Origin of the sequence: Nocardia sp. NPDC005998 (assembly GCF_040614395.1) — a bacterium.
GTDB lineage: Bacteria > Actinomycetota > Actinomycetes > Mycobacteriales > Mycobacteriaceae > Nocardia.
Map to the genome: position 1 here is coordinate 1 of NZ_JBEXUI010000049.1, position 26,893 is coordinate 26,893.

A 26,893-nucleotide genomic window follows, 5' to 3' on the forward strand; every position below is an offset into this window, starting at 1 on the left:
CTGGCCCATCCGATGAGCGCGTCCTCGGTCGGTGCGGTTCCCGGGGCCGCGATGATGTACGCCTTGATTTCCTCGCCGTGGCTCTCGTGTGGGATACCGACCACAGCGGCGAGCGAGACCGCCTCATGGGTCATGAGGATCTCTTCGATTTCACGCGGATAGACGTTGAGACCACCGCGCACGATCATGTCCTTGACGCGGTCGACGATGTAGTAATAGCCATCGGTATCGCGCTGGGCCAGGTCACCGGTACGAAACCAGCCGTCGCACATGACCTCGGCGGTGGCATCGGGCCTGTTGTGATAGCCCTTCATGACATTGTGGCCACGGATGGCGATCTCACCGACGGCATCGTTGCCGGTGACGGTGTTCCAGTCCGCATCGACGAGTCGGACCTGCACTCCCCAGACCGGACGGCCGATCGACCCCGGGCGCGGCTCGTGATCGGGGTCGGCGAACAGGGCCAGCGGTGAGGTTTCCGACAACCCGTAGCCTTCGGCGATATCCACTCCGAACCGCTGCCGAAAGCGGGTCAGGATCTCGACCGGCAGCGCGGCGCCGCCGGAAACGGCCAACCGAAGGTGCTCGTGCATGGGGTGGATTTCGACGCTGCCGTCGAGGGCCTGCAGCAGCCCCCAGTACATGGTCGGCACACCGGCGAACAGGGTGATCCGTTCGCTGTGCAGCAACGTCAGTGTGGTGGCGGCGTCGAAACGCGATTGCAGGACCAGGGTCGCGCCGACGGAGAACCCCGCGTTCATGTTCACCGTCTGCCCGAAGGAGTGGAACAACGGCAGTACCACAAGGTGCCGGTCGTGCCGTGCCGGGCTGTTGTCGAACTGCCGGTTGGCGGTGAATGCGTTCAACAGCATGTTCGCGTGGGTCAGTTCGGCACCCTTGGGTGTGCCGGTGGTGCCGGAGGTGTAGAGAATCACCGCTGTGTCACCGGATTCGCGCAAGCGGGCGTCGAATTCGGTGGGCTGCGCCCGCACGGCGGTGGACAGGTCGCCGGCGATCTGGCCGGACTGCGGGGCGAGTGAGTCGATGATGAACAGGTGACGGCAGCTCGGCGCCCGGTCGAAACCGGCGCGGGCGTAGTCGCCGATCGGCAGCTCGGGGGTGCCCTGGTAGCAGAAATAGGCCTTGGCGCCGGAATCGTCGAGATGGTAGGCGATTTCGCGGTCTTTCAGCAGGACGTTGAGCGGGACCACCACGGCACCCGCCTTCAGGATGCCGTAGTAGATGATCGGGAACCAGGCCAGGTTCGGGCACGATAGCGCGACCTTGTCACCCGGCCGGATGTCGTGGGCGACGAGCAGGTGGGCGACCTGGTTGGTGACGGCGTCGACTTGGGCGTAGGTCAGCGTGTCATCGCCGGCGACAATCGCGTCGTGATGCGGATTGTTTCGGGCTGTATCTTCCAGCAGCACAGACAGATTGAGCATGGAGGGACCTCGATCGGGGGTGTCGGCGAGCATGACGGCCGTCTGGTCGGCCGGGCGGGCGTGGTGCGCTCAGGCGGTGGTGAGCTGGGCGTCGAGCCCGGCCAGGCGGCGTAATCCGGCCGGGTAGGCACGGCGGCCGATGCCCAGCGCAATGAGCGCACTGAGGTAGGTCAAAGGGACCAGTCGCAAGGCGTTGGCCAGTCCGTAGCGGTCGGCGAGGAAGCCGACCACGAGCGGGCCGAGTGCGAGCCCGAAGATGTTGTTGGCCAAGGTAACCGTTGCGAACGCGGTGGCACGCAAGCTGGCGTGGGTAAGGCTGGCCACCATCGAGGACGTGGCTCCGGCCGAACCGGCGGCAGTCAATGCCCCCAACCCTAGGACGATCAGCTGAGCAGTACCGGTGTCGAGACTGAATGCGATGGTCAGCAGGATCAGCGAGATCGTGCAGTAAACCAGTGCACTGTTCCACTGGCGGGCCGGATCGGTGCGACCGATCCGGTCGGTGATGATGCCGCACACGATCATTCCGGTGCCGATGAGCAGCACGTATATCGCGGCCACCAGCCCAGCGCGGTCCGCGGGCATCGAGTAGGAGCGGTTGAAGAAGCTGGGCAACCAGGCCATCAGCACCGCCCCGACGAACAACTGCAGTCCGCCGCCAACGTAGGCACACCACACCGACACCGACGAGAACAGGCTCGACAACGGCGCACGAGCACTGTTGTGCGGTGCCGAACCCGGGTCCGTCGCCGGTGCCTCAGCGACTTGGTGGCGGCTCAGGACGGATTCGGTGATCAGAACTCGGAACGCGGCCACCAGCAGCAGGCCCACCGCGGCCATGACGGCAAAGGTCCACCGCCAGCCGATGTGTGCCGAGACGATGCCGCCCAGTGCGACACCCAGGACCGAACCGAAGGAGCCGCCGGCGAGGAACGCTCCACTGAGCGAGGCCCGCAAGCGGGGTGCGAACACGGATAGCATCACCGCGGCTCCGACACTGCCGTATGCGGCTTCGCCGACTCCGACCAAGAACCGCGCGCCGAGCATCTGGCCGTAGCCGGTGGCCAGCGCACAGACCAGGGTGGCCAGGCTCCAGACGGTCGCCATGACCAGCATGCTGCGCACACGGCCCCACCGGTCGGCCGCCAGCGACAGCGGAAATGCCAACAGGCCCACCATCAACGCCACCACACTGCTCAGCGAGCCCAACTGCGAATCCGACAGCCCCCACTCGGATTTCAGCAGCGGAAACACCGCCGACAGCACCTGGCGGGACATGTAGTCCGACACCATCAAACCGAAGGTCAACCCGAACACTATCCACGGAAAGATCCGGGAACGAGCGCTCGAGGCCGCGGGTGTATCTGTGGAACGGTCGGTGGGGGTGGTATGGAGATCCATGGCGCTTCCTCGAGCCTGGTGGAACTGGCGTACCGGCCCCGGGCCGGTACGAACGATGACGAATGCGGCGAGCGGGCAGCGCGCGAGCCGACGCGCTGCCCGGCGCGATTACGCGTGGTGCAGGAATCCGACCTGACCGGTTTTGCGGTTGGGCGGGAATCCGATCTTCGCCAACGCCTCGTCGGTGTCGGCGTAGACCTCGTCGAACAGGTAGATGTCGCGTGCTTCCTTACACGAAGCCACGCCCCGGCCCAGCTCGTCGGCGATCCGGACCATCTGCTCCACCTGCTCCACCGAGGTGCGCCGCTCGCCCTTGCGGCCCCACAGGTTGTCCTCGATGCCGACCCGCACATGCTGGCCCAGCGCGATCGCGATCGTGCACATCGGCGTCACGTTGCGCATGATCGTCTCGATCGTCAGCACCGCACCATCCGGCGTCCGGCGAATGAACTCGATCAGATCTGCGGGATGCACGCCCGCGGCACCACCGCCGATGGCGACGTAGTTCAGCACCAGCGGGCCGGTGTAGATGCCACGGCGAATCAAACGCTCCACCGTTTCCAGCTGAGGCAGCGCGCCGAGCATGAATGCCGGCTGGATGCCCGCAGCGGTCAAACGGCGCAGATGCTCGATATAGAACTCCGGACCTGCTTCGACCACCATGTCGCGGTATGCCTGGTACAGCACGGGGTTCTGTAGCGATGTCCCCGCGATATCGTCGTCGCTGAGCAACTCCATGATGTTCATCTGGCTGGTGTTGATAGCGATGGTGACCTGATCCGGTGCGGGATCGAGATCGGCCAACATATGACGGGTGTCGTAGTCCAGCCACTTCGCCTTGTCGGCGCCTTCCGGCGGCGCGAACGAGATCGACCCACCAACCTGCAGGATCATCTCCGGCACCGCTTCGCGGAGCCGGGCAAGCATTTCGTTGAACAGCTCGAATCGCTTCGAACCCCGACCATCGGCCTCACGCACGTGCACATGCAGCACCTGCGCGCCTGCGTTGTAGCAGTCCACCGCCTTCTGGATCTGCTCGTCCATCGTCACCGGAATGTCATCGGAATCCCCCGGCAAGAACTCCGGACCGTAGGGGGCCACCTGAATAACAAGCTTTTCCTGATTCTCCGGTAGCAGCGAATCGTCGAGAAAATGCATGATCGTCCTTTCTGGATTGTGATCGAATTCGGTTGTGCGGAGCGGGTTTTTACCGCTGCTCCGCGCGGCGACGCTCGAACGCGTCGAACTCTTCGGCAAGAACAGGCACACCGACATTGCAGGCATGAATGCCCAGCACACTGGTCAGCTCGAGCACTGCGAGAATCTCCGCACGGGAGACCCCGAGCTCGAGGGCGGCGCGGATGTGTCGGCGTACTCCCGGGGAGTACATATGAGTGCACGCGGCGTCGACCGCGATGCTCAACAACTCGACGAACTGTGGAGTCAGTACGCCGCGGCGAATCGGCAGACTACCCATCGACATGAACTGCTCGGTCCATTCCGGATCCCACTCGAACAGCTTGTCCCACAATGGGTTCCAACTATTCCCGGCACGCATGGCATCGACGGTCGGCGTGGACGGGGACGACGGTGCGGACTCGATTGTCACGGCGGCTCCTGTGATGCGCGGAATGTGATAGCGGTCACGGTATGCGCACAAATCAGAGGAGGCTTGACTAGATGGGTCTATCCTTTTGACAATATGGGACACGATGGGCGGATGTGAGCAATGACAACGATGGTGCGCAGTGCCGTACTGTCCGGTTACGTCGATCTGGCCTTGTCGTTCGGACTGGACCCGATGCTGCTGTTGCGATCGGTCGGCATCGGTCCCGCGGGACTCACCGCCAGCGACACCTGGCTATCCGCCGCCGCGATCGACCAACTCTTGGAACGCTCCGCCATCGAAACCGGCTGCGACGACTTCGGGCTGCGCCTGGCCCAGCGGCGGAGCCTGTCCAATCTCGGCCCGGTCGCCCTCGTCGCCCGCGAAGAACCCGATATCCGCAGTGCGCTGCGCATCGCGCTGCGCTACATCACCCTGCACAACGAAGCATTGCGCATCCGGCTCATCGAAACCAACGGCCTGACCACCATCCACATCCAACAAGCTCCCGGGGTCTCATTCGGCCGACAGTCCGTCGAACTCGCTGTTGGTGCGACCTGCCGGATTCTGCGCGAATTCCTCGGCAACGCATGGCATCCGGTATCGGTCTGCTTCACCCACGCCGCACCGGCCGAGCCGGGCACCCATAACCAGATTCTCTGTCCCGCAATAGAATTCGACCAGGATTTCGACGGCATCGTCTTCTACTCCCGCGACCTCGACGCTCCGAACCCCCTCGCCGACCCCCTGCTTCGCCCCTACGCTCGCGAATACCTCCGAACACTCACCCCGGCAGACGAATCCACCGCCGACCAAGTCCGCGCCGTCATCGAATCCCTGCTACCCACCCAACGCTGCTCGGCCGCCACCGTGGCCCGCCAGCTCGGCATGGACCGGCGCACCCTGCACCGTCACCTCACCCGCAGCGGGGAAACGTTCACCACCCTCCTCGACGCCACCCGCCTCGACCTCGCCCACCGCTACCTCACCCAGCACGACCGCACACTCACCGATATCGCAACCGAACTCGGATTCTCCGAACTCAGCGCCTTCTCCCGATGGTTCCGCCACCACACCGGCACCAGCCCAAGCCGATCCAGAGACCGATAACCCGCACCGGGACAGTCGATCCAACGGCTCTGGTGCCGACGCCACCGTGCAGTGGGCGCGCGGCAATCGTCGGCTGCTCGCGCAGTTCAACCAGGCCGACCGGCCGCTGGGCTGGCCGGTGGCCAACTTCCTGTGTCAGCCAACACCTTCGGTGGCGGTCAGGCTGCTGGTGGCAGCACGATGCCTCGTTGCGTGACGTGAATATTGCTGTCGGCGTGGCATTTTCGGGACTAACGACTATGTGCCATCGGCGTCGGCCGACAGCCTGTAGATGTCACGTTCCCCAGCGCAGGCGACACCGATGGTACTCGACCTCGCGTCAAAGTCTGTGAACGACAACGACAGTAGGGATACATCGCGTCTGTCGGCGTTCACGCGATGTCGGCGGTGAGAGAGGCGGACCAGCATCCTCACCGCCGACAGCGATGCGTGACTAGGCGATCCAAGCGCCGGTCATCGCCTGTACGGCCGAACCGTCGAAATCGGCGAGCTTCATCCCGACGAAAGCGCGCGCGGTGTCCGAAGTAAGCGTTCGGAACGCGGGCCGCTCACAGGCCAGCAGCTCGACCATCTGCGTCGCCACGTCTTGCGGAGTCTGTGCGTTTGCGAAGGCACTGCGGGTGCGGTCCAGATAGGCCGACAGCGCGGGCGCATACGGACCCACCTGTTCCAGCACAGTGTCCCGGCCAGCCACATTGTTGACGAATTCGCTGGCCACCGCTCCCGGCTCGACCACACTGACGGCCACACCGACCCTCGCCGCGACCGGCGCCAGCGACTCCATGAAGCCTTCGACGGCGAACTTGGCCGCGCAGTAGGCCTCGTTGAACGGCTGCCCCACCACACCGCCCACGCTGGCGACGGTCACCACGCGTCCTTCGCTCGCGCGGAGCAGCGGCAGTGCCGCCTTGGTGACCTGTAGGACGCCGAAGAAGTTGACCTCCATGACGGCGCGCACGTCGTCGATGCTCTCCTGCTCCAGTGTGCCCAGATGACCGGCGCCGGCATTGTTGACCAGCGCGTCGAGGCGGTCGAGCCCGGCCAGGCAGGCCGCGACCGAGCCGGGGTCGGTCACATCCAGCTCTCGGACCTCGACGCTCACACCGGCCGTCTCCGCAGCCGCGCGCAGCGCGCCCGCCTTGGCGGTGTCGCGCATGGTGGCAATGACCTGCCAGCCATTCTCTGCGGCGGCGATGGCGGTGGCCAGGCCGATGCCAGAGGAGGTGCCGGTGATCAGGACGGTCTTGGGGCTCATCTTCGTAAATCCCTCGCTTGCTTATGCTGCATAACTATTATGATTCATAACTATGTATGGTGACATTACGCGCTGTCAAGCATCTTGGTAGATATGGTTTCCATGTCGAACACTTCGGATGAGCTGGCCAGCGACGTCCTGAGCCTCTTCGCGGCCATCACTCGCCGCTATGCACAAGAATCCGAGGCTGCGGCCACCGCCCATGAATTGACCCCGCTCCAGGTCAAGGCACTGCTCGCCGCCGAAGACCCCGTCCCGATGCGTCGCATCGCTGCTCGCCTGCACGCGGAGCCCTCCAACGTCACCACGATCATCGACCGCCTGGAATCCCGCGGCCTGGTCGAACGCCGCCCGAACCCGGGCGATCGTCGCATCAAACTCGTCGCCGCCACCCCCGCTGGTCGCGCCGCCGCCGCCGACCTCCGCACCCGCATGCCCTTCGCCGCAGACCCACTGGTTCAACTCACCACCGAGCAGCGCGAATCCTTGCGCAAGCTACTGCAACTGATATTGGAGGCATGACACAACACGCACCCCGGTTGACGAGGTTCGACGTATCCGCTTGTCAGCTCTCGCCGGACAGGGTCGTTGCGACCTGCTCGATCGCCCGCCTCGGCCGATGTGGGTTCCGGTCGTAATAACAGCCTTTCGAGGCTGTGGCAACGCGGGTGTTCGACCGAATTCGCGGCGATCGTGCCGGCGCAGCCGCTGCCGTGCCGCCGCTCGGCCCGGTCGTGGTCAGGGGGTCAGTAGGGTGTTCACTTCGTCGGCGAACAGTAAAGCGGGATCGAACTCCATGCCGGTGAAGTGGCCCGCGAGTTCGAGCGAGAGAACGCCGTGGAGGCGGGTCCAAAAAGATATGGCACGGTGCAGCGTCGTGGCCGGCACCGCGTGGCCGTCGGCCCATCGGCGGTGGTTCTCGAGGTGGGCGTCGAACGGCGTCGACTGCCCTGCCGGAGACAGCGCGGAGAATGCCTCGATCAGCACCGTCATGATTTCGGATGAGATCTCGGTGGTGTCCTCGGGTGCGCGGTAGCCGGGAACAGGTGTGCCGTAGATGAGGAAGTACCGCTGCGGGTCCCGCAAGGCCCATTCCCGCACGGCGCGGGCCAACCCTGCCACGTCGGCACCGGAGTCGAACGTGGCCCGCAGAGCGTCGGCAAGGCTTCGGTAGGCGTCGCGGATGAGTGCGGTGATCAACTCGTCGCGACTGGCGAAATACCGGTAGAGGGCGGGGCCGCTCATACCCACGCGTTTCGCAATCGCGTTGAGCGACAGCGCGGATACGCCCGCCGTGGCGATTTGCGCCCAGGCGTGCTGCTTGATTTCGTCGCACACCTGGGCCCGATAGCGCTCCCGCGAACTGGTCCCAGCCGCTCCCATCGACCGCCTCCTCTCAGGCTCCGCAATACCTTCGAGTTAGACCTTATCACTTTCCTTATTGACACTCACATCTTCATGGTTATAGCTTCTAACTAAATCGAGTGGGCCTAACTCGAAGGCAGTCGGCCCGAGACCCGAACGAGGAGAGCAACCATGTCCAACACCCAACAAACCCCCCGCCGCCGAGCCGGTGCGCGCACTGCCCTGTTCCTGCTCCCACTGGCCGCCGCGGTCGCAATGACCTCCGTGGCCGCGTGCAGCAGCGACAACGACGCACGCACTGGCAGCACCAGTCAGGCCACAACGACCGGGGACCCCACTCACCCGGCTTCGCTGACCTGCCAAGGGGCAGGCATCGATGACGCCGCGCGGATCCGATACCGGACCGAGACCCTTATCAAGGCCCCACTGAGCACCATCTGGGAATTGCAGAGCGACGTGGAACGCTGGCCCTCGTGGCAGCAACCCGTCACCAGCATGAAGCGCCTGGACCAGGGACCACTGCGGGCGGGCTCGCAGTTCCGGTGGACAACTCCGGTGCCCGCCAGCCCCACCACCCCTGCCACCACCCTGACCATCACTTCCTCCGTCCAGCAAATGCAGCAGAGCAATTGCATCCGCTGGAGCGGACCCGCCATCGGCGACGGACTGCGCATCGACAACGGCATCCATGTCTGGAACTTCACCGAAGTCGACGGCGGTGTGCTGGTGCGCACCGAAGAGAACTGGACCGGCGCACAGGTCGAAGCCGACGTACCCACCTCCACCGCGTTCCTCGGAGCGGGCCTCGAAGCCTGGTTGAACGACCTCAAAGCCACCGCCGAAGCCCACGCTCGAGAGCACATCTGAGAACTCTCGGAGTCCCGGCAGTGATCGCCGAAAAACGACGGATATGGCGTAGCGCCTCCTGGCCCGGTACCTCGAACGAGGAAACCCTGCGGGCGGCGAACGTACAACTGATCGACTATCACCAAAGGCTGTCGCTGACAGCGGTTTTCGGGGCGGGAACGCGTCTTTCCAGGTCTGCCGAGACCGTTCCCTGCCCAGTCGGCGGGGTTACTCCCGCCGGCTGCCGAGGTGGTTACATGCTCTGAGGCAGGGTGGCGAATTGCTGCTCGAGGCCCTTTGTCACGCCCTTGCGCCAGGCATCGGCCAGCTCCGCCGACACAGGGTCGGGGAAGATGTCCTCGTCGCCGGCCTCTACCCCGTCGAAGATCGCGTGCGCGACAGACTCTGGAGATGCCATCGGAATCGGAATGTCGAGGTTCGCGTTCATGTCGGTCGCGACGGGCCCGGGCAGGACACCGTGGACGGTGATACCTTCTCCGGCCAGGCGCATCCGCAGAACTTGGGTCGCAGAAAATGCAGCGGCCTTGGAAATCGCGTAGGACGGACTGAACGGTGGAGGGGCGAGGCTCGCCAATGACAGCGTGTTGACGATTGCTCCGCCAGCGCGGGTCAGCGCGGGCAGCAGGGCCCGAGTCACGGCGAGGAGGCCGAAAAGGTTGACCGCGAGCTGCTGTTCGAGGACGGACTGATCGCTGAGATCATCATGGGCGGTGACGCCAGCGTTATTGATCAGGATGTCCAGCGATTCGACCGCGCCGAGCGCCTGCTGAATCCCCGTCCGGTCGGTCACGTCCAGAGTCAGTGGTGTGACACGCTCATCGGTGTGCGCGAAGAGCTTTCGCGTCCCCACGTAGACGCGTCGCGCATCCCTTTTCAGAGCCTCCTCGACCAGAGCGCGGCCGATACCGCGATTACCTCCGGTGATCAGCACCGCGCTGCCTGCGATTTTCGCCATGTTGACGATACCTTTCGTTACTTATCTGGAAATGGTGTTGCTTCGTGCGGAAACTCGAGAGTCGATTCCGTCGACGGATGATTCCGCCTGTGAGGTTCGCGGTCGTGCCGGTCATAGCCGCCGCTTTGGATGGGCGGCGACAGTCGCGAACTCGGCGAATTCGGTTAGCGAGGCTGGACGCTTCCTGTGCCCCGCTTCGGCGACCAGGGACGCGAACTACCGGCGGCCGTTGCCGGGCTTTTGCCTGGTTCCGTGGTAGCAGTCGAATACGCCCGCTACGCGGTCGTCAACCGGGTCGAAACCAATGTTGAAAAGTGTCGGCCGCCAGGGTTTGCCGAAGTAAATTGCTAACTGGTCTGTGCCCGCGCCGCCTGTGACATCGACGGAGGCGACGGGCGGGTTTCGCGTTTTGGGCTGTTATGGAGCGAGTTTCGTCAGTGCGGAGTCGCTGCGGCTTTCTCCTTCGAGAGGGCGAGGGCTTGGGGGTCTTCGTCGGGTTGACCGGTGCCGGTGGTGATCAAGTCGCGGAGGCTCTTGTCGATATAGAAGGTCCAGCCTTTGCGGCAGGCTTCGAAGCATTCGAATTCAGGGGTGAGGCCGACGTGGGTGAAGTGGAGTTCGGTGGTGTCGGCGGATCGAGTGATCTCGAAGCGGATTTCGGTGTTGTTCCATTCGGTTTGGTCGTCGACGAGAGTGATCTGGGCGTCGAGGACGCGCCAGACGACGTGGTCGTGGGGGACCACCTCGGTGACCTCGATGGTGGATCGGTGCACGCCCGGAACCTCGTAAGTGAAGACGTCTCCGGGCTTTTCGCTGCGTCCGACGAGTGCCTTCGACCACCAACCGGGGACGTCGAGCACGGCATTGAAGACGGTTTCGGGGGTCTGATCCACGGCGAACGTCGTCGTGAAGCTCTGCACGGTCATGGGTTTCTCCCTGAAGGGGTAGATGAATCGGCTGCGATATTCAACCGATGGGTTGACAATAAGTCCGGAGCACGGGATAGTCAACCATGTGGTTGAGGATCCTTCGGAACAGCTCGACGTGGTGTTCCATGCGCTGTCGGACTCCACGCGCCGCTCGATGCTGCACACCCTGGCGCGCCGCCAATGCAGCGTCGGCGAGTTGGCGGCGCCGTTCGACATCTCGCTCGCGGCCGCGTCGAAGCACATCAAGGTGCTCGAGCGGGCCGGGCTGGTGCGGCGCACCGTACACGGGCGCACGCACCTGTGCCGACTCGATCCGCGCCCGCTCCGAGATTGCGCTGGATGGATGGACTTCTACGAACGCTTCTGGAACCAGAGCCTCGACGCCCTGGAAACCGCACTGCTGCAGGAGGATCGAGATGAGTGAATACGGCGAGGTCGTCGAACCGGGCACAGTCCGCATCGAACGGCTGCTGCCCGGACCGATCGAACGGGTCTGGGCATACCTGACCGACATCGACAAGCGCGCGACCTGGCTGGCCGGCGGGCTGTTCGAACAGGCCACCGGCGGCCGGATCGAACACGTGTTCCGGATCCACGAACTCACCGGCGAGGGCGATCCAGCCGAGGTGGCCGACCGCAAGCACGGCGAGGTGCTCGAATGGGATCCCCCGCACCTGCTCCGCCACACCTGGAGCACCGGCGGCGGCCTCGCCGACTCGGATGTGACCTTCGCGCTCGAGGAGGCCGGCGACAAAGTCTGCCTGACGGTCACCCACCGCAGGCTGCCGACGCGCGGCGAGATGCTCAATATCGCCGCAGGCTGGCACACCCACCTGGACATCCTGCGCGCAAGGCTCGCCGCATGCCCACCCGACATGTACTGGCCGAAGTTCAATTCCCTTCGCGCGGAATACGAACCGATGCTCCCCTCCGATTGGGCTGGTCGCAGCTGATCTCCGCGCCGCCGACGCCTACTACACGTTGCCCGATCAGATCAACGCCGAATTCGGCGCTACCCGACCCACCATCCGCCGTCACCTCACTAGGGCGAACCCGCAGCCTCGCCACCCTGATCACCTACGGCTACGCGATATCTGACGAACACGAGCAGGTAAGCGGCACTGGCACAGGGACTCTCGGTGCTAGACCGATGGTGGTAACTCCAGTCCTACCGGGAGCCGCAGGTGACCACAGCCATGTGCCGCCATTGGGGAAGCTGTATCGGAGCCGCCGCCGAAAGGCTCGAGGCCGACTGCTGTGGAGGAGGCTGTCGGCTGTCGGCTATCGAGTACCGAGGATGTCGGACGCGGTGTCGGCGTCATCGTTGTGCGTGGGCTCCACCGTGTGCTCGGGTGTGGCCGTGCGCTGACTCTTTCGGTAGCTGTAGGTGATGCCGATGATCAGGATTGCCAGGAGCGCGGCGGAGGTGCCATAGGTGCCAAGCGCGAGTCCGCCGCTGGCGTGGGGTTTGGACAGCCAGTCGCCCATGGTCGCGCCGAGCGGACGGGTGAGGACGAACGCCATCCAGAACAGCAGTACGCCGGAGACCGTGGTGCGGTAGTGGGCCGCCAGGATCAGCGCCATGACGACCGCGATCAGGAAGCCGCTGCCCCAGTAGCCGAGGCCGGAGCTGTCGGAAAGGTAGTCCCCGAGGGAGGTGCCGAGGGTATTGGACAGCAGGATCGCGGCCCAATAGAGCAGTTCACCGCGGAAGGTGGTGATGTTGGCGACGTCGAAGGTCTGTCCGCTGAACTTCCAGATCGCGAACACCAGAGCCAGCCCGGAAATGAGCAGCAGCGCACCGACGCCGTAGCCGAGGCCGCCGTCGGTCGAGGTGTCCGAGCCCGGTCCGCGGTTGATGAGATCGGACATGGTCGTGCCCGCCGTGCTGGTGGCGGCGATGACCGTCCAGTAGAGCGCAGGGTGGAATCGGCGGACCCGTAATTGGGTCAGGACACTGATCGCGAAGATGGCCAGGAACAGCAGCGATGCCTGCGCATAGCCGAGTTTCAGTGTCTGTGCCAGCAGATCACCACCGGTCTCGCCCAAGGTGGTCGCGGCGATCTTGAGTATCCAGAACATGACCGTGATCTGGGGAAGTTTGTAGTCGACGAGCAGACTCCGAGCCACGTGCTTCACCATCGGTGCTCTCCTTCTCCAGTGCCGACGTCCATGGGTGCGGAGTCTGCCCAAATGCCGCTGAGAGCACGCTGAAAACGTGCGGCCGATCGCACGCGGATGTGCTCGAACTGGCTGGTCAGGTGGCGTCGAGGAGACGGTATCCGACACCTCGGACGGTTTCGATGCTGGCCAGTCCGAACGGGGTGTCGATCTTGCGGCGGAGGTAGCCGATGTAGACCTCGACGACGTTATCGGAGCCTTCGTAGTTGGCGTCCCAGACCGAGCGCAGGATGTCGAATTTGGTGACGACGTCGCCCCGGTGGCGCAGCAGGTATTCCAGCACGCTGAATTCGCGCGGGGTCAGCGAAAGTTCCTGTCCGGCGCGGCTGACACTTCGCCGCGCTGGATCCAGGGCGAGGCTGCCGGCGGTGAGGATCGCGGGTCGTTCCGGTGCGCCCCGGCGGATCAACGCGCGTAGGCGGGCGATGAGGATGACGAAGGAGAAGGGTTTGGTCAGGTAGTCATCGGCGCCGAGATCGAAGGCGTCGGCTTGGTCGTATTCGCCGTCTTTGGCCGAGAGCATCAGGACCGGCGTCCATATCCGGCGTTCGCGCAGTTCCCGCACGATCTGGTAACCGTGTTTGCCCGGCAGCATAATGTCGAGCACCAGCACGTCGAAGTCGCCGGTCGCGGCCAGTTCCAGCCCGTCGATTCCGTCGTGTGCGACTTCGACGACGAACCCTTCCGCCGACAGACCGCGCCGGAGGGTCTCGGCCAGTCGGATCTCGTCGTCGACCACCAGTACCCGCACCACCACCGCCCTTCTGTCACCGCCCGCAGGTTCATTACAGCCGAACCCGCTCGGCGATCGCTGCAGCTCTCAGCGTTTCCACAGCAACACGGGCCCAGACTCGGAGCATGTCCGCTGTCCTCGACCGCGTTGATCAGACCATCAGCGCGGCCGTCACCGACGCCGCGCCCGCATCCCGTGAAGCTGGGCACAATGAACCGACTACCCGATGACATATCCTCGGCCGCCGCACCGCGACGCCGCCGGTTCGCCGACACCGCAGCAGGCTTGATCCGCACCCTCACCCACCCCGCACGATGGGGTTTGCGGGTGCGGTCCGCACTGATCGTCACGGTCGTCATCACCGCAGGGCTCGCCATCGCCGCCCTATCGCTGACCTACGTGTTGTATCGCTCCTTGGTCACCGCCTCCGACGATGCGGCCACCGACCGGATCCGCCAGGTCACCGCCCAACTCGCCCTCGACACCCCCGCAGACCTGGATCGCAGCGCGCTGGCAACCGACAACCGGCTCGCTATCGTGCAGATCATCGACCGGACCGGCCGAGTCGTGCAGAGCTCCACCAACAGCCCCACCCGCCCGATCACCGACGATCGCCCCGCCCCGGGAATCATCGTCCATGACCTACCCATAGCGACCCGTGCCGACGAAGGCCGGGTCAGCGCGGCCACCGTCGACGGGCGCGGCGGCCGCTACACCATCGTGGTCGCGACCAACCAGGAAGAAATCGAACGCACCATCAAACTGGTCGCGGCCCTGGTCGCTTTCGCCACCCCGTTCATCGTCGCGCTCGCCGCACTGGCCACCTATATCCTGGTCGGGCGCTCACTGCGGTCGGTCGAACGCATTCGCACCCGCGTCGCCGCCATCACCAGCGCCGACCTCACCGACCGCGTCCCCGTACCACCGCAGCGCGACGAAATCGCGGCCCTGGCCGAGACGATGAACGACATGCTGGCGCGGATCGAGGCCGGGCACAACGCCCAACGCCGCTTCATCAGCGACGCATCCCACGAACTGCGCAGCCCACTGACCACCATCACCGCCGCCCTCGAACTCGGCCGCGCCCAACCCACCATTCTCGACGCGGCCATGCTCGATGACACCCTGCTGCCCGAGGCCCAACGCATGCGCCACCTCATCGACGACCTGCTGCTGCTCGCCCGCGCCGACGAAAACGCCCTGGCCCAGCGGCACATCGATATCGACCTCGACGACGTCCTCGCCGCCGAGGTCGCCCGCACCCGAACCACCACCGCACTGACCATCGACATTGCGGTCGAACCCGCTCGCATCAGCGGCGACCCCACTCAGATCTCGCGCGCGCTGCGCAACCTGCTCGACAACGCCACCCGCTACGCCGCCACCACCATCACCGTCCGACTCCGACGCCACGACCGCCACGCCCACATCGAAATCGCCGATGACGGACCCGGCATCGCCGCGCCCGACCGCGCACGCATTTTCGACCGCTTCTACCGACCACAGCAGGACCGCGGCCGCGGCACCGGCGGATCCGGGCTCGGGCTGGCCATCGTCGCCGAGATCATCACCGCACACCGCGGCACCGTACGCATCGATCAGAACCTCCCGACCGGAGCCATTGCGATCATCGAACTGCCCCGTACCGACGTCTGAACGATCTACCCGATCACCGCGCCTCGGCCGCGCCGAGCTGCCCTTCGGTGTTGCCGACCATCGACCGCGCAACCAAAACCGCACTGCGCCAACCACTTCGACGGGTGCTGCGCGACGCACAACGCCCCGACCACCGCACCCTCGCGTCGATCTCCTTACTGCACGTGGTCGGCGCGCTACCCGCGCAATGCCCGGGTTGGCGGCATCGTGTCATCGGCGAACGCGTCGAAGAAGTCCGCCAGCAGTACACCGACGGTGCGGGACCGGCGTGTCGGGGCGCCAGGCGATCTGCGACTTTTCCACCCGTACCTACACGGGCCGCACATCCCCTGACCATTCTCGGGTGTGTCGAGGTGCCCCGCCCGCACCGGCGGGGCACTCTTACTTACGCCAATTCTGTTGAGGCACAAGCTTTTCCGAGAGGGCGACCGACCTCGAGGGGGTGTTCACCCCAGGGCGGCCTGCATGGCGACCCCGTCGACGTAGGAGTGCTTCTCCTTGACTGCGCCGTTTTCGACGAGAACATAGTCCGCGAGGTCGACGCATACGCGATTGCCGGTTGCCGAGGTCCCGGTCAGCTGCCACTGCACCACCCAGAAATCCTCCCCGACGCGTAGCGAGACCAGGTGAAAGGCCAGGTCGGGAATCAGGGCGAACGTCCCGGCAGCAGCCTCGCGGATGGCAGCCCGCCCGCGGGCGGGTTCCTGTCCCGCGTGCAGGTGGAACACCGAGTCGACGGTGTGGAGTTCGACGATTCGGTCCGCGTCGCGGTCTTCCCAGCACGCGTGGTAGCGCTCGAATAGTTCGCGAGTGGCAGTGGTCATGATGAGCAACTCCGATCGTAATTTTTTGTCGATGTGACCGTGGGGAATTCAGTGTCGCCAAAGGTCGTCCACTGTGGCGACGGGCGCACGCAGCCACTTCGAACACCGCCGTTGTGCGCACGCACAACGGACGCTAAGTTGAGCGGCAGTGACCCAGCACAACCACATAGACCACCCGCGCCTCTTGCATGAGTTGCGCGCCGATCTGGTCGCGATCTCCGAGATGGCAACGGCCAGAATCAACCAGGATGAGGCCGACTACGGCGACGCCGCGCTCGGTCACCCCGAATTGACCGATCTCGTCACCGACAGCCTCGCCGCGTTGCTCGACGCCATGGCCGGACACGAGTACTCGCTCGAACCCGCGCACCGAGCCGGACGCCTCAAGGCCGAGCGCGGAATCCCCCTGGACAGTCTGCTGCACGCCTTCCGCGTCGTCGGCTTGGCATTCTGGGAGGTCATCGTCGAACGCGCTCAGCCCGAAGAACGTCCCGCCCTGCCCAAGCTGTCCACCCGGGTATGGGCCACCGTCGACGAGTACTCCATCGTGGCGGCCGACACCTATCGGCGCACCCTGGTTGCCGGGGGCGACCAGCCCGATCAACGGTTGTTGCTGACGCTGCTCGATCCCGACCTCCCCCCGGCGCAGCGGGCGAACTTGGGCAAAAGAATGCGGCTGCCTGCCCACGGCACGTTCGTCGTCCTGGTCGGCGAAATCCGCCTCGCCGCAACCGGAGTGACCACCGTGCGCACCCTGCTCGCCGACGACTGGATCACCCTCGCCACCGCGGCCACCCCAGTGAAACTCGACCACGCCTTACGCAGCGCACGAACGCGAGCCGGCGCCAGCAAACCCTTCAGCGACCTCGGTTCCGCGCCGGCAGCGCTGGACCAAGCGCGCCTCGCCTTCCGGTGCCTGAGCCCGACCGATACCGGGATCCACACCTATGCCTCATCGCCGGCGCGTGCCCTGATAGCAGCGAACCCCGCACTCGCCACAGACATCTTCTCGGACACACTCGCAGCATTCGACCAACTCCACCCCACCGACGCCGACGCTCTCATCCAGACCGCCCTGGCCTGGTACGAGCTCGGCGGCTCTACCTCGGCCGTCGGCGCGCACCTGCACCTGCACCGCAACACCGTGCTGCACCGTCTCAAGCGAATAGAACAGCTCACCGGCTCGGTGTTCGCAGTGCCCGCCGACGCGGCACTGCTGTATCTGGCACTGCAAACACGACTGCTGCAGCCCCCCGGCCAGCGGTCGTGACGTCGGTCTCGCCTGCTGGCCTGCACTAGCTACGTCGGCCGCGAGCGCGACCGAAATCAACAGCACCGTTCCCAGGTTCAGACCGCAGCCCGGATTGCAGGTAGATGGACGTGCAGGCACACCGCGTCGGAGCCCGTCGCCGCAGCTCGACCGTGTTGAACGCTCTCGTCAATTCCGGCTCGTCCGTTCAGCATCGTGCAGCCGAGTCGAAAGTCATTCTCCTGCAACACATCACCAGTCGATATCAACTGTTCACGACTCGAGCGCCAGGAGTCGGGGCCGTCAGATGGGCGCGCATCGCCTCGGAGAACCGGCGCGGCATCGACCCGGAGAACACCATGCCGATCGTTCTCCGCGCCGATGCCGGTTGCAATCTGCTGGTTATCGCATCCCCAACCTGCCGCTGCGATTGTCGAGGCGAATCAGCGGGATGGCGGCTGCGGCGAGGATTGCTCCGATCAGACATACCGAGGTCAGCGCGGCGCCCTGGGTGAGCGTGACGGCCGCCAGGACAGGAGTGCAGCTGATGCCCAATTGGAAGGCCGACACCGTGGTCGAGCCGGCGAGGGTCGGGGCGTCTGCGGCGATGGCGAATACCCGACCGTACAGCGCGGGGTTGAGGACGAACGCGGCGATCCCGAGGAGGAAAACGGTGGGCACGATCAACCAGACATGCTCCATCGCCACCGCCAGGACGACCGAGAGGATCACGATCGCGACCGTGCCGGCGAGCAGCGCCGTGTGCGGGCGCCGGTCGGAGATGCGGCCGCCGATGGACAGTCCGGCGAAGGCACCGATGCCGAAGAGCGCAAGGACGGCCGGGATCCAGACCTCGGGGACGGATGTGATGTCGGCGAGCATGGCGGCCAGGTAATTGAACGTGATCATGTATGCCGCGGTGGTCAGGATCGTGATCGCGTAGATGCCCCACAGCATCGGTCGACGCATAGTGGCGAGTTCACGCGCCACGTCCGGGTCCGCGACCGGCTTCGTATCCGTTGCGGCAGCTGGAATTCCGAGGATGCAACCGACCATCCCGGCGACCGTCAGCAGCACCACGGCCCAGAACCCGCCGCGCCACCCGGTGAAATGGCTCAGCAGTGTCCCTGCGGGACCGCCTGCGACCATGGCCACGCTCAGGCCGCTGACCACGACTCCGGACGCACGGGCATTGCGGTCCGGCGTGACCAGGCTGATGGCGGTCACCGACGCGATGGCGAAGAATCCCGCGTACGCGATGCCGGAAGCGACCCTGGAGGCCAGCAGCACCGGATAGCTGCCGAGCAGGCCGACGGCAACGCTCGCGGCAAAGGCGGCCTGAGTGGCCACCAGAGCTGTGCGGCGTGGCCATCGCAGACTGAGGACCGCGAAGGGCGGTCCGCCGAATACGACGCCCAATGCGAACACGGTAATGAGAATCCCGGCCGAGGAGAGCGGGACGTCGAGGTCGGCGGCGACGTCCGGCAGGACACCGGCGAGCAGGAATTCCGCGGTTCCCATCGCGAACAGGCTGAAGCCCAGCAGGTATACGCCCGCAGGCAACCTGTCACTGCGGCTGCCGCGGGCCAGCTGCGTGGTGCTCATCAACGATCACCTCCGCCGATCACTGCGCTGTGTGCGACAGCAGACGACAGTTCTCCTGCCAGCAGCCAGCCGGTCATACCGATGGCGGCGACCGAGCCCGCACTCGCGGCGGTGATCACCTGTGCCCGGGGATTGACGACGTTCCCGGCTGCCCACAGCCCCGGAATGCCGGTGGCTCCCTGGGAATCGACCGGGATAAGCCCGCTTGCCGGGTCTGCGGTCGCGCCCAGCGCGGTCAAGATCGCATCGTGCGGGATCGGTCGCGGCGCGACGAAAATAGCGTCACACAGCAGAGTTTCGCCGTTCTCCAGGCGGATGGAAGCCAGTTCCCCACTGGCACAGTCGTCTTCGACGATCTCGCGCACACGCCCGTCGATCATCCGCACGCCATAAGCCGCGAGCCGCTGCCGTTCGGTGTGGCCGACCTCGATACCGTTGGTGCAGAACGTCACCGACGAGGTGTAGCGCCGCATCAGTGCCGCCAGATGCATCGAAACCGCCGCCATCGGGCTGCCGATGACCACCACATTCCTATCCCGCACTTCGTAGCCGTGGCAGTGCGGGCAGTGATGCACTACCGAGGCCCATCGCTCGGACAGTCCTGGGATATCGGGGAGTTCGTCGGTCAACCCGGTGGCGACGAGCACCGACCTGGCACGCAGCACGCGCTCGTCGTCGAGCCGCACCTCGAAGCTGCCGTCCGCGGTCCGGCAGGCCTGCACTGCCGATGCCTGCACCAATGTCCCGCCGAATCGGGTGAATTCAGCTGCTCCGGTCGCGACGAACAAGGCCGGCGGCATACCGTCGCGGGTCAAGAAGCCGTGCATCGCACCGGCAGGCCCGTTTCGCGGCGCTCCACCGTCGACGACCACCGTCGCGAACTGCGCCCGCGCCAGCACGACACCGGCCGACAGCCCGGCGGCCCCACCGCCGATGACGATCGCGTCCCAGAACTGAACTTCGGGCACCGATGTCGGCGCCGGATCCATTGTTGTGTCCATCTCGAACCACCTCCGAGACGAGCATCCGGCCGCCTGTGCAGAACCAGCAAGGAGCCTTGCCGATTCCGGGACATACTGATTGAGTGGCTCCCATGGACGATCAGCCGAGCGTAGGTGCCGTGATCGAGCAGATCGCTCCCCGGTTGCGGACCGCCCGGGAGAAGAAGGGCTTCAGCCTGGCCGATGTCGCTCGGGTCACCGGCGTGTCGACCAGCACGCTGTCCCGGCTGGAATCGGGTCAGCGCAAACCGAGTCTCGAATTGCTCCTACCGATTACGGCGGCCCTCGGCATCGCACTCGACGACATCGTCGCCGCGCCCCGAATCGTCGACCCTCGCGTGCCGCAGGAACCCAGTGAGAAGGGGGGCCGGGTGCTGATCCCGCTGTCGCGCCACCAAGGAGATCCCCGTGCGTACAAGATGATCATCCCCGCCCACGACGAAGCGCCCTTCCTACGGACCCACGAAGGGTACGAATGGCTCTACGTGCTGCGCGGCCGACTGCGTGTCCGGCTCGGCGACCACGATTTCGTCATGGGTGCCGGAGAGGCCGCCGAGTTCGACTGCCAGATCCCGCACTGGTTCGGCGCGGCCGGGCACGGAAGCGTCGAGTTGCTGAGCCTCTTCGGAAAACACGGTGAACGCATCCACTTTCGGGCCCGAACCACCGCCAACCGCTGACGCCGGACTTCCCGGATCGTCGATGGGTTCACAAGGCCGTTGGATCACAGAAATCCAGGAGGCGGCTTCGTTCGCGAAAATCTAGAGACAGTGAATTCCTCTTCCAATGTCTGCTCAATGCTTGGGCTGCAGATGACGTTTGCGTGATCGCCGAGTTTGCCGGACCGGCAGAAGTCGTCGAGTCGGCACGCGCGTCGTAGTACCTGATACCTCGCCGAATGGTTATCCATCCATCAACGTCTCGCCATTGCGACGACATTCATCAACCGCTGGGCTGGATGCTCGTCCAGCTGCGCATGCGTCCACCCACCGCATATGATCCTGGCGGTGGTGCGCCAAAAGACTTGGGCGGCAATGAAGTCTGCTCCGGGCCCTGAGCCACATTCGCCGTGATCACTGATTTGGATTGTCGGACCGTTGCTGGATCCTCGTGACAAGGGTCTCGGCGATAAGGGCCACGGCCCGCTCATCGTCGTGCACCAGTTGCTGCAGGATGTCCAGCGCGATGGTCCCCGGCATCTCGGCGAGTGCTTGGGTCAGTCGAATCCGCACTGCCGAGTCCGCTGGTTGTTCGGTGAGCTCATCTATCAACGCACTCATGATCCGGTCTGCCCAGTTCGCGTCCCGTGCCAACGATCCCAAGAGTTCGGCCGCCTCGACATCGTTCGAGCCCTCGATCACCATGCCGAGAAGTGCTGGTACAGACTGGGTCACGCCCCGCGCACCCAGTGCGAGTGCCGCAGTTCTGCGGACCGTGCTGTCCGCATCGTCGAGCGCGTCGGTGAGCACCGCGGTCGCCTCGCCGCCGGGTAGCTCGGCGATGGCCAGGACCGCACGCCGCCGAACGTCGACGTCTGCTGAGCCCATGCCGGATGCCACGCTCGCCACACCGTCACCGCCCGCCCGCGCCAGTGCCCACCGCAGGGCGCCGGCAACGTTCGGATCGGATTCGGTCAGGACCGCCTCGGCCAGTAGTTCGGCGGGCACCGACACATCCTCGGCCGGGGCCAGAACGGCCTGCTGGCGGCGGGCGGCACTCTGCGAACCGAGCCCGTGCAGCAGCTCGACGATGCGCAGGACGTCCTGCCAGCCGGCGGGCTCGGCCGCATCGACCGTACGGAGCCGCTCGAGGAGTTCCTGCTCCCGGTTCAGCCGTTCTTCGGTCTTGCGGATGAGGTCGCCGACCAGTGCGGTCGCGCTGAATCCGGAATCGTCGAGAGCGCGTCCGATTTGACTCAGCGACAGTCCCAGCGACCGCAGCCCCTCCACATGAAGAATCCGGCGGATGTCTTCGGGCGAGTATTCCCGGTAGCCACCCACGGTACGGCCGGTCGGTTGCACCAGCCCGAGGGCGTCGTAGTGCCTGAGCATTCGGGCGCTCACCCCCGAGCGGCGCGCCACCTCGCCGATCAGCATGCCGTTCGCTCCTCCCGGTCCGGACCGAGCGCCAGGACCCGTCTTGCCTCATCGACGGCGACGTCGAATCCGGCATCGGGATCGCGCAAGAGCCGCTCCGTGGCGCTGGCATGCACACGCACCGTCGGGTCGTGACTTGCCATCGCCGTCCGAAGGACCGGCTCGACCACGTCGCCGAGCGCGACGAGAGCACGGCTCAGGCTCAGCCGTACCTCTCGATCGCCACGGCCGAATTGCCCGGCGAGTTCCGCGGCCAGCCCTTCCCGCTCCCCCTCGGGCACGAGAACGACGGCAGCACGCCATGCACTCCGCGCGACCTCGTCGTCGGCATCGTGCAGCAACGACCGCGTGATCGCCGACCACGCGCTCGGATCGCCGATCTTGGACAGCGTGTGCAATGCCTGGCTGCGGGCCTGTGCCCGCTCGGAACGGAGTTCCGCGCGCAGTTTCGGAACCGTGATCTGCGCCGGTAGACGGGTCAGCGCCCAGGTGAGCATGTCGCGCACGAAGAAGTCCGGCTCGATCGCGCACCGCGCTACGAGCGCATCGACGAAACCGGGCTCGGGATGCGTGCCGACTGCCAGAGCCGCCGCCAGCCGCGTCGACGAGTTCGCTGCGGCAAGTGCGTCGAGCAGTCGCGTGTCCTGTGGATTGCTGTGTGTCGAGTTGATGGGGACCACCTCCGACAGCCAGTGAAGGCCTTCACACAGTGACAATGTCAAGTGCCGTGTCCTGCCCGCTGTCAGGATTCATCGACAAATGACGTCACGATTCACCGATCCAGCCCCACGATCGCCACGGCGACCCTCCAACGATGCTTCGAACTTTTCCCACACCCGCGGGACGGCTGCGCTTCGTCTCAGCGGCAGCCGAGGCTAGGCCCGGACTGGAAGGACACGACCACCTCCTCCATCTAGCGGACCCATTCGGCGCGGCGTTCGGGCCGGGGTCTGGTAACGGCGGATCTCATAGAACACGGGGAATTCCGATCTTTCGCTGGGGCCCGGATGACGGTGTCAGACGATGCGGAGTACGAGTTTTCCTCGGGTGCGGCCCTTTTCGCCGCGCACGTGGGCGGCGGCGGCGTGCTCGAGCGGGAAGACCTCCGCCACGGCGACTTCCACCTGCCCGCTGTCGATGAGGTTGGCGATCCGGGTCAACGACGGGCCGTCGGGCTCGACCAGAAAAGAGCTGACCCGCACGCCGCGCTGCTGGGCCGCCGCGGCCAGTTCGGGGGAAACCCCGGTGGGAATCGACACCAGCAGCCCACCGGGCCGCAGAACCTCCAGCGACCGGATCGAGGTGTTGTCGTGGATATCGCCGACCAGGTCGAGGACGACGTCCACATCGGCGGCGCTGTGCTCGAACGGGGTGGTGGTGTAGTCGATGACCTCGTCGGCTCCGATGCCGGTCAGCCACATGTGATGTCCCTGGCTCGCGGTCGCGAGCACGTGCGCGCCAAGGTGTTTCGCGAACTGCACCGCGAAGTGCCCGACACCGCCGGCGGCCGCGTGCACGAGTACGCGCTGTCCGGCCTGCACCCGGGCGGTGTCCATCAGCGCCTGCCAGGCGGTGAGGGCGGCCAGCGGCACGGCTGCCGCGTGCTCATGGTCGATCGTGCCCGGTTTGTGCGCGAACTGGCGAGCCGGCGCGGTGACATACTCGCCGTAACCACCCGCAGCACGCGGGAACCAGGGCATCCCGAACACCTCGTCGCCGACGCGCAGGGTGGTCACCCCGAACCCGACCGCCTCCACCACCCCGGACACATCCCACCCCAGGACGAACGGCGGCTCGCCCAGCACCCCCGCCACACCGGAATTCGACCGAGTCTTCCAGTCGACCGGATTGACTCCTGCCGCGTGTACGCGCACCAGCACCTCGGTGGGCAGCGGTTCCGGGCGCGGCACCTCCCGGACTCGCAACACTTCCGGACCGCCGAACGCCTCCTGCGTCACCGCGCGCATCGTGACTGCGGACATAACACCACCTCCTGAATCCCGGAAGACCCGGACCGGCCTCCCTGTTGACGCAGAGGAAGCTAGCCCCGCAGGGGTGGTTACCATCAAGAGCGCCAACTTTCCTCGAGGAAAGTTGCCTGGTGAGGAGATTGCTGATGCCGACCAGTTGCCCGACCGGTCAGCACGTCCACCACGACGTCTACGCCGCACAGTGCCCGTGCCGCGCCATGCTCGATCTGCTGGCCAACAAATGGTCCGCACTCGCCATCGGCATCCTCGAGGACGGCCCGCAACGATTCGGCGAACTGCAGCGGCTACTCCAAGGTGTCAGCCCGAAGGTCCTGACCCAAACCCTGCGCCGCCTAGAAGATTTCGGCCTGGTCGACCGCACCGTCTACCCGGCGGTCCCGCTGCATGTCGAGTACGCACTTACCCCGCTGGGCCGCAGCGCCGCAGTCCCGCTCAATCAATTGCGCGCCTGGGTCGAGAACAACATCGACCAGGCGTTCGCCCTGCGCCGCGAGGCCTGAATCCCTCGGGTCCAACTGGTGCGGGTGACCTGATGTCACCGTCGGCCTCAGCGCTGCCCTCGCTGCGGTGCAATCATCGGCGGGTCAATCGGCCATGAGACAGTAGCGCCTCTTCTCGGTGGCCTGGGCTCCCAACCGGTCGTAGAACCTGATTGCGTCGGTGTTCCACGGCGGAGTTTGCCACTGAACCTGCCCGAGCCCGAGCTCACGGGCTTCGGTCACCACGGCCTGCACCAACATGGGCCCGACCTGCAAGCCTCGATGGCCCTCGCGCAGGAACAAGCAGTCCATATGGAGGTACTCCGCTCCGTCCCATGTGGACAGCTCCGGCGCGCACGAGGCGTACCCGATGATCTCGCCGTCGTCCAGTTCCGCGACGAAACAGCGCAATCGGGGCTGCTCTGCATCGAACAGAAGAGCCTGCAGTCGTCGGGCCAAATCGGCTGGCGGGGGCGCAGCCTTCTCATACGCGGCATGCTCTGCAGCCAGCTGGGCAACATGGGGTAGATCGGCCACACGCGCGTGGCGCACCCGGACCGATACGGTGCCCCTCATCGGACCTTGCCTTCCAACACATCGCCGCGCCACGCTGCCAGCCGCTCATCGATCACACCGTGGCCGTCCAGGACATGCCGGGTGAAGGCATCTCGTTCGTGGGCCAGAACCGCCGCTTCCCACACACAGGGGGCCAGACCCGCCCGTCCGGGCCGGAGCTGGGCGGCATCGTCGGCCGGACCAACGAAGACAGCAAGGTCGGACATGTACCCCTCGATCCATGTGTTGACCAGGATGTAGTCACCGTCACCACCGGCGTGGACGAGCAGCACAGCGAGCCCAAGAGAACCTCGCAGATACGCCGACGACAGGTGATCACCCGCGATCCGCAGCGCGGCCTGCACGTTTTGGTCGCTCACCCGCCGCCCCGGCGCCTCGATCACGTAAGGCTTCACCAAATGCCCAGCGACCGAACGGCTGCCCAGTGGCCGCACCGTACGCGCATGATGCTCATCAGCCAGTGCCAGTAGCACATTCGGATCGATAGCGGTCAGAGCCAGCCCGAGTTGCGATTCTCCACGATCGACCATACGACCATCATGCCTGCAAAGCCGTTGGCCGCCAGCCGATCTCACGAACGTGCGCAACTGCCGACGAGCCACATTGGGCGTCCCGCGCAATGTACGCGGACCATGGAAATGGCCTCTGATCCGGAGCCGCCTTGGGAATCGAAACCCATTGGGTGCCTTGGAAAACGACCAGGCCAACGAGCCGACCTGCGCGTATTACCGCCGCTCAACCGCACTTTCACGACTTCGGGCGAATGCGATCGACGCGGGCGCGCCGTCCGTCGAGTCCGATCTATTCGGCCCAGATGCCTCGGACGTGGCCGATGTGGCGGCGGATCAGCTGTTCGGCCGATTCCGCGGCTCCCTGTTCGATGAGATTCAGGATTTCCACGTGCTCGTGGGCGGAATGAATGAGCTCCCCGCGTTCGGCGAGTGGGCGGACGCCATACAGGCGGGAGCGGGAGCGCAGCGACCGCACCGTTTCGACCAACTCGTTGTTGCCCGCGAGGCTGAGGAGGCGGCAGTGGAATTCGGTGTCGATGGAGATGTAGGTGATGAAATCGTGTTCGGTCGCGGCCTTTTCGATGCCGAGGGCCAGGGTGCGCAGTTCGGCGAGCTGCTGGGGGTCGATGCCGGCGTCGGCAATCTTGCGTACGGTGGGGGCCTCGATGAGCAGGCGGACCTCGGCGAGGTTGTCCAGCTCCTGTTCGGATGGCTCGCGAACGCGAAAGCCCTTGTTGCGCACGGTTTCGACCAAGCCCTCCTTGGCCAGGTCGATCATTGCTTCGCGGACCGGAGTCGCGGACACGCCGAACTGTTCGGCCAGTCCGGGGGCCGAGTACACGACGTCGGGGCGCAACTCCCCGGTGATGATCGCCCCGCGCAACTTTTCGATGATCTCGTCGCGCATGCTCTTCCGGGGGAGGAACGACGTCAGTGTCGAGACCGGTGTATCGGTGGCGGACATCATTGCCTTCTTGTTGGATGTGGGCGGATGAGTGGCGACCGCGGGATCGGCGCGTGTGATCTGGTCAGTTGCTATATTACAAGCTAGACGGTC

The 26,893-nt window shown here is 65.4% G+C and carries 28 protein-coding genes; 9 read left to right on the forward strand and 19 right to left on the reverse strand.

Annotated elements, in window-relative coordinates:
- From ABZ293_RS37370 to ABZ293_RS37385, 4 genes are all read right to left on the reverse strand, one after another.
- Nucleotides 1-1,445: long-chain fatty acid--CoA ligase (locus ABZ293_RS37370; protein WP_355188646.1), on the reverse strand; the 1,445-nt coding region annotated here is incomplete at its 3' end.
- A gap of 69 nt (nucleotides 1,446-1,514) precedes the next feature.
- Nucleotides 1,515-2,846: an MFS transporter gene (locus tag ABZ293_RS37375; RefSeq protein ID WP_355188648.1), complete on the reverse strand. Its 1,332-nt coding sequence runs from the start codon at nucleotides 2,844-2,846 to the stop codon at nucleotides 1,515-1,517.
- A 108-nt stretch (nucleotides 2,847-2,954) separates the two neighbouring features.
- Complete coding sequence (locus ABZ293_RS37380; RefSeq protein WP_355188649.1) at nucleotides 2,955-4,004, reverse strand: 3-keto-5-aminohexanoate cleavage protein; 1,050 nt, start codon at nucleotides 4,002-4,004, stop codon at nucleotides 2,955-2,957.
- A 49-nt stretch (nucleotides 4,005-4,053) separates the two neighbouring features.
- Nucleotides 4,054-4,404 carry a carboxymuconolactone decarboxylase family protein gene (locus tag ABZ293_RS37385; protein ID WP_355188743.1) on the reverse strand — a complete coding sequence of 117 codons (351 nt, stop codon included), beginning with the start codon at nucleotides 4,402-4,404 and terminating at the stop codon, nucleotides 4,054-4,056.
- A gap of 171 nt (nucleotides 4,405-4,575) precedes the next feature.
- Here ABZ293_RS37385 and ABZ293_RS37390 point away from each other — a divergent pair, with 171 nt between their 5' ends.
- Nucleotides 4,576-5,562 carry an AraC family transcriptional regulator gene (locus ABZ293_RS37390; RefSeq protein WP_355188651.1) on the forward strand — a complete coding sequence of 329 codons (987 nt, stop codon included), beginning with the start codon at nucleotides 4,576-4,578 and terminating at the stop codon, nucleotides 5,560-5,562.
- 433 nt (nucleotides 5,563-5,995) lie between these two features.
- Here the strand turns inward: ABZ293_RS37390 and ABZ293_RS37395 are convergent, their stop codons facing one another.
- The gene (locus ABZ293_RS37395) at nucleotides 5,996-6,817 is read right to left on the reverse strand and encodes an SDR family oxidoreductase (protein ID WP_355188653.1); all 822 of its coding nucleotides are present in this window, start codon (nucleotides 6,815-6,817) and stop codon (nucleotides 5,996-5,998) included.
- Nucleotides 6,818-6,919: 102 nt separating this feature from the next.
- Between ABZ293_RS37395 and ABZ293_RS37400 the strand changes: the two genes are divergently transcribed.
- On the forward strand, nucleotides 6,920-7,339 hold the full coding sequence (locus tag ABZ293_RS37400) for a MarR family transcriptional regulator (RefSeq protein ID WP_355188655.1): 420 nt from the start codon (nucleotides 6,920-6,922) through the stop codon (nucleotides 7,337-7,339).
- A 216-nt stretch (nucleotides 7,340-7,555) separates the two neighbouring features.
- Here ABZ293_RS37400 and ABZ293_RS37405 read toward each other — a convergent pair whose 3' ends face one another.
- A complete protein-coding gene (locus ABZ293_RS37405) occupies nucleotides 7,556-8,200 on the reverse strand; it encodes a TetR/AcrR family transcriptional regulator (protein ID WP_355188657.1) in 645 nt (214 codons plus the stop codon).
- Between the two features lie 153 nt (nucleotides 8,201-8,353).
- On the opposite strand from ABZ293_RS37405, the gene ABZ293_RS37410 reads away from it, so the two are divergent.
- Entirely contained in the window at nucleotides 8,354-9,049 is a 696-nt protein-coding gene (locus ABZ293_RS37410; RefSeq protein WP_355188659.1) for an SRPBCC family protein, read from the forward strand.
- Nucleotides 9,050-9,281: 232 nt separating this feature from the next.
- Here the strand turns inward: ABZ293_RS37410 and ABZ293_RS37415 are convergent, their stop codons facing one another.
- On the reverse strand, nucleotides 9,282-10,004 hold the full coding sequence (locus ABZ293_RS37415) for an SDR family NAD(P)-dependent oxidoreductase (protein WP_355188661.1): 723 nt from the start codon (nucleotides 10,002-10,004) through the stop codon (nucleotides 9,282-9,284).
- A 434-nt stretch (nucleotides 10,005-10,438) separates the two neighbouring features.
- The gene (locus tag ABZ293_RS37420; protein WP_355188662.1) at nucleotides 10,439-10,930 is read right to left on the reverse strand and encodes an SRPBCC domain-containing protein; all 492 of its coding nucleotides are present in this window, start codon (nucleotides 10,928-10,930) and stop codon (nucleotides 10,439-10,441) included.
- Nucleotides 10,931-11,018: 88 nt separating this feature from the next.
- Here ABZ293_RS37420 and ABZ293_RS37425 point away from each other — a divergent pair, with 88 nt between their 5' ends.
- Nucleotides 11,019-11,357 carry a metalloregulator ArsR/SmtB family transcription factor gene (locus ABZ293_RS37425; protein WP_355188664.1) on the forward strand — a complete coding sequence of 113 codons (339 nt, stop codon included), beginning with the start codon at nucleotides 11,019-11,021 and terminating at the stop codon, nucleotides 11,355-11,357.
- Complete coding sequence (locus ABZ293_RS37430) at nucleotides 11,350-11,886, forward strand: SRPBCC family protein (protein ID WP_355188666.1); 537 nt, start codon at nucleotides 11,350-11,352, stop codon at nucleotides 11,884-11,886. The genes ABZ293_RS37425 and ABZ293_RS37430 overlap by 8 nt, the downstream gene beginning before the upstream one ends.
- Before the next feature lie 328 nt (nucleotides 11,887-12,214).
- Here ABZ293_RS37430 and ABZ293_RS37435 read toward each other — a convergent pair whose 3' ends face one another.
- The gene (locus ABZ293_RS37435) at nucleotides 12,215-13,075 is read right to left on the reverse strand and encodes a hypothetical protein (RefSeq protein ID WP_355188668.1); all 861 of its coding nucleotides are present in this window, start codon (nucleotides 13,073-13,075) and stop codon (nucleotides 12,215-12,217) included.
- A gap of 115 nt (nucleotides 13,076-13,190) precedes the next feature.
- Complete coding sequence (locus ABZ293_RS37440; protein ID WP_355188745.1) at nucleotides 13,191-13,865, reverse strand: response regulator transcription factor; 675 nt, start codon at nucleotides 13,863-13,865, stop codon at nucleotides 13,191-13,193.
- A gap of 192 nt (nucleotides 13,866-14,057) precedes the next feature.
- On the opposite strand from ABZ293_RS37440, the gene ABZ293_RS37445 reads away from it, so the two are divergent.
- On the forward strand, nucleotides 14,058-15,503 hold the full coding sequence (locus tag ABZ293_RS37445) for an ATP-binding protein (protein ID WP_355188670.1): 1,446 nt from the start codon (nucleotides 14,058-14,060) through the stop codon (nucleotides 15,501-15,503).
- Between the two features lie 446 nt (nucleotides 15,504-15,949).
- Here ABZ293_RS37445 and ABZ293_RS37450 read toward each other — a convergent pair whose 3' ends face one another.
- Nucleotides 15,950-16,327: a nuclear transport factor 2 family protein gene (locus ABZ293_RS37450; protein ID WP_355188672.1), complete on the reverse strand. Its 378-nt coding sequence runs from the start codon at nucleotides 16,325-16,327 to the stop codon at nucleotides 15,950-15,952.
- A 148-nt stretch (nucleotides 16,328-16,475) separates the two neighbouring features.
- Between ABZ293_RS37450 and ABZ293_RS37455 the strand changes: the two genes are divergently transcribed.
- On the forward strand, nucleotides 16,476-17,597 hold the full coding sequence (locus tag ABZ293_RS37455) for a helix-turn-helix domain-containing protein (protein WP_355188674.1): 1,122 nt from the start codon (nucleotides 16,476-16,478) through the stop codon (nucleotides 17,595-17,597).
- Nucleotides 17,598-17,978: 381 nt separating this feature from the next.
- Here the strand turns inward: ABZ293_RS37455 and ABZ293_RS37460 are convergent, their stop codons facing one another.
- Nucleotides 17,979-19,181: an MFS transporter gene (locus tag ABZ293_RS37460; protein WP_355188676.1), complete on the reverse strand. Its 1,203-nt coding sequence runs from the start codon at nucleotides 19,179-19,181 to the stop codon at nucleotides 17,979-17,981.
- Nucleotides 19,181-20,182 (reverse strand): NAD(P)/FAD-dependent oxidoreductase, encoded by a 1,002-nt coding sequence (locus tag ABZ293_RS37465; protein ID WP_355188678.1) that lies wholly within the window; start codon nucleotides 20,180-20,182, stop codon nucleotides 19,181-19,183. The genes ABZ293_RS37460 and ABZ293_RS37465 overlap by 1 nt, the downstream gene beginning before the upstream one ends.
- A 92-nt stretch (nucleotides 20,183-20,274) precedes the next feature.
- On the opposite strand from ABZ293_RS37465, the gene ABZ293_RS37470 reads away from it, so the two are divergent.
- On the forward strand, nucleotides 20,275-20,862 hold the full coding sequence (locus ABZ293_RS37470) for an XRE family transcriptional regulator (protein WP_355188680.1): 588 nt from the start codon (nucleotides 20,275-20,277) through the stop codon (nucleotides 20,860-20,862).
- A 393-nt stretch (nucleotides 20,863-21,255) separates the two neighbouring features.
- Here the strand turns inward: ABZ293_RS37470 and ABZ293_RS37475 are convergent, their stop codons facing one another.
- The 3 genes from ABZ293_RS37475 to ABZ293_RS37485 form a co-directional block, all read right to left on the reverse strand.
- Nucleotides 21,256-22,278, reverse strand: a complete 1,023-nt coding sequence (locus tag ABZ293_RS37475) for a MerR family transcriptional regulator (protein ID WP_355188682.1) — start codon at nucleotides 22,276-22,278, stop codon at nucleotides 21,256-21,258.
- Complete coding sequence (locus tag ABZ293_RS37480; protein ID WP_355188684.1) at nucleotides 22,272-22,958, reverse strand: HEAT repeat domain-containing protein; 687 nt, start codon at nucleotides 22,956-22,958, stop codon at nucleotides 22,272-22,274. The genes ABZ293_RS37475 and ABZ293_RS37480 overlap by 7 nt, the downstream gene beginning before the upstream one ends.
- Nucleotides 22,959-23,294: 336 nt before the next feature.
- Nucleotides 23,295-24,260, reverse strand: coding sequence for an NADP-dependent oxidoreductase (locus ABZ293_RS37485; RefSeq protein ID WP_355188686.1), 966 nt, complete (start codon nucleotides 24,258-24,260; stop codon nucleotides 23,295-23,297).
- 134 nt (nucleotides 24,261-24,394) lie between these two features.
- Between ABZ293_RS37485 and ABZ293_RS37490 the strand changes: the two genes are divergently transcribed.
- Nucleotides 24,395-24,769: a helix-turn-helix domain-containing protein gene (locus tag ABZ293_RS37490; RefSeq protein WP_355188688.1), complete on the forward strand. Its 375-nt coding sequence runs from the start codon at nucleotides 24,395-24,397 to the stop codon at nucleotides 24,767-24,769.
- 84 nt (nucleotides 24,770-24,853) lie between these two features.
- On the opposite strand, the gene ABZ293_RS37495 is transcribed toward ABZ293_RS37490, so the two are convergent.
- The 3 genes from ABZ293_RS37495 to ABZ293_RS37505 all read right to left on the reverse strand — a co-directional run bounded on the left by ABZ293_RS37495 (nucleotide 24,854) and on the right by ABZ293_RS37505 (nucleotide 26,800).
- Nucleotides 24,854-25,324, reverse strand: coding sequence for a GNAT family N-acetyltransferase (locus ABZ293_RS37495; protein ID WP_355188690.1), 471 nt, complete (start codon nucleotides 25,322-25,324; stop codon nucleotides 24,854-24,856).
- A complete protein-coding gene (locus ABZ293_RS37500) occupies nucleotides 25,321-25,854 on the reverse strand; it encodes a hypothetical protein (RefSeq protein ID WP_355188692.1) in 534 nt (177 codons plus the stop codon). The genes ABZ293_RS37495 and ABZ293_RS37500 overlap by 4 nt, the downstream gene beginning before the upstream one ends.
- 271 nt (nucleotides 25,855-26,125) lie before the next feature.
- Nucleotides 26,126-26,800, reverse strand: a complete 675-nt coding sequence (locus tag ABZ293_RS37505) for a GntR family transcriptional regulator (protein WP_355188694.1) — start codon at nucleotides 26,798-26,800, stop codon at nucleotides 26,126-26,128.
- Nucleotides 26,801-26,893: the final 93 nt, after the last annotated feature.

Coding starts and splice junctions, on each gene's coding strand:
- ABZ293_RS37375 (WP_355188648.1), bottom strand. CDS start 2,846: ATGGATCTCCATACCACCCCCACCGACCGTTCCACAGATACACCCGCG.
- ABZ293_RS37380 (WP_355188649.1), bottom strand. CDS start 4,004: ATGCATTTTCTCGACGATTCGCTGCTACCGGAGAATCAGGAAAAGCTT.
- ABZ293_RS37385 (WP_355188743.1), bottom strand. CDS start 4,404: ATGCGTGCCGGGAATAGTTGGAACCCATTGTGGGACAAGCTGTTCGAG.
- ABZ293_RS37390 (WP_355188651.1), top strand. CDS start 4,576: ATGACAACGATGGTGCGCAGTGCCGTACTGTCCGGTTACGTCGATCTG.
- ABZ293_RS37395 (WP_355188653.1), bottom strand. CDS start 6,817: ATGAGCCCCAAGACCGTCCTGATCACCGGCACCTCCTCTGGCATCGGC.
- ABZ293_RS37400 (WP_355188655.1), top strand. CDS start 6,920: ATGTCGAACACTTCGGATGAGCTGGCCAGCGACGTCCTGAGCCTCTTC.
- ABZ293_RS37405 (WP_355188657.1), bottom strand. CDS start 8,200: ATGGGAGCGGCTGGGACCAGTTCGCGGGAGCGCTATCGGGCCCAGGTG.
- ABZ293_RS37410 (WP_355188659.1), top strand. CDS start 8,354: ATGTCCAACACCCAACAAACCCCCCGCCGCCGAGCCGGTGCGCGCACT.
- ABZ293_RS37415 (WP_355188661.1), bottom strand. CDS start 10,004: ATGGCGAAAATCGCAGGCAGCGCGGTGCTGATCACCGGAGGTAATCGC.
- ABZ293_RS37420 (WP_355188662.1), bottom strand. CDS start 10,930: ATGACCGTGCAGAGCTTCACGACGACGTTCGCCGTGGATCAGACCCCC.
- ABZ293_RS37430 (WP_355188666.1), top strand. CDS start 11,350: ATGAGTGAATACGGCGAGGTCGTCGAACCGGGCACAGTCCGCATCGAA.
- ABZ293_RS37435 (WP_355188668.1), bottom strand. CDS start 13,075: ATGGTGAAGCACGTGGCTCGGAGTCTGCTCGTCGACTACAAACTTCCC.
- ABZ293_RS37445 (WP_355188670.1), top strand. CDS start 14,058: ATGAACCGACTACCCGATGACATATCCTCGGCCGCCGCACCGCGACGC.
- ABZ293_RS37450 (WP_355188672.1), bottom strand. CDS start 16,327: ATGACCACTGCCACTCGCGAACTATTCGAGCGCTACCACGCGTGCTGG.
- ABZ293_RS37460 (WP_355188676.1), bottom strand. CDS start 19,181: ATGAGCACCACGCAGCTGGCCCGCGGCAGCCGCAGTGACAGGTTGCCT.
- ABZ293_RS37465 (WP_355188678.1), bottom strand. CDS start 20,182: ATGGACACAACAATGGATCCGGCGCCGACATCGGTGCCCGAAGTTCAG.
- ABZ293_RS37470 (WP_355188680.1), top strand. CDS start 20,275: ATGGACGATCAGCCGAGCGTAGGTGCCGTGATCGAGCAGATCGCTCCC.
- ABZ293_RS37475 (WP_355188682.1), bottom strand. CDS start 22,278: ATGCTGATCGGCGAGGTGGCGCGCCGCTCGGGGGTGAGCGCCCGAATG.
- ABZ293_RS37485 (WP_355188686.1), bottom strand. CDS start 24,260: ATGTCCGCAGTCACGATGCGCGCGGTGACGCAGGAGGCGTTCGGCGGT.
- ABZ293_RS37490 (WP_355188688.1), top strand. CDS start 24,395: ATGCCGACCAGTTGCCCGACCGGTCAGCACGTCCACCACGACGTCTAC.
- ABZ293_RS37495 (WP_355188690.1), bottom strand. CDS start 25,324: ATGAGGGGCACCGTATCGGTCCGGGTGCGCCACGCGCGTGTGGCCGAT.
- ABZ293_RS37500 (WP_355188692.1), bottom strand. CDS start 25,854: ATGGTCGATCGTGGAGAATCGCAACTCGGGCTGGCTCTGACCGCTATC.
- ABZ293_RS37505 (WP_355188694.1), bottom strand. CDS start 26,800: ATGTCCGCCACCGATACACCGGTCTCGACACTGACGTCGTTCCTCCCC.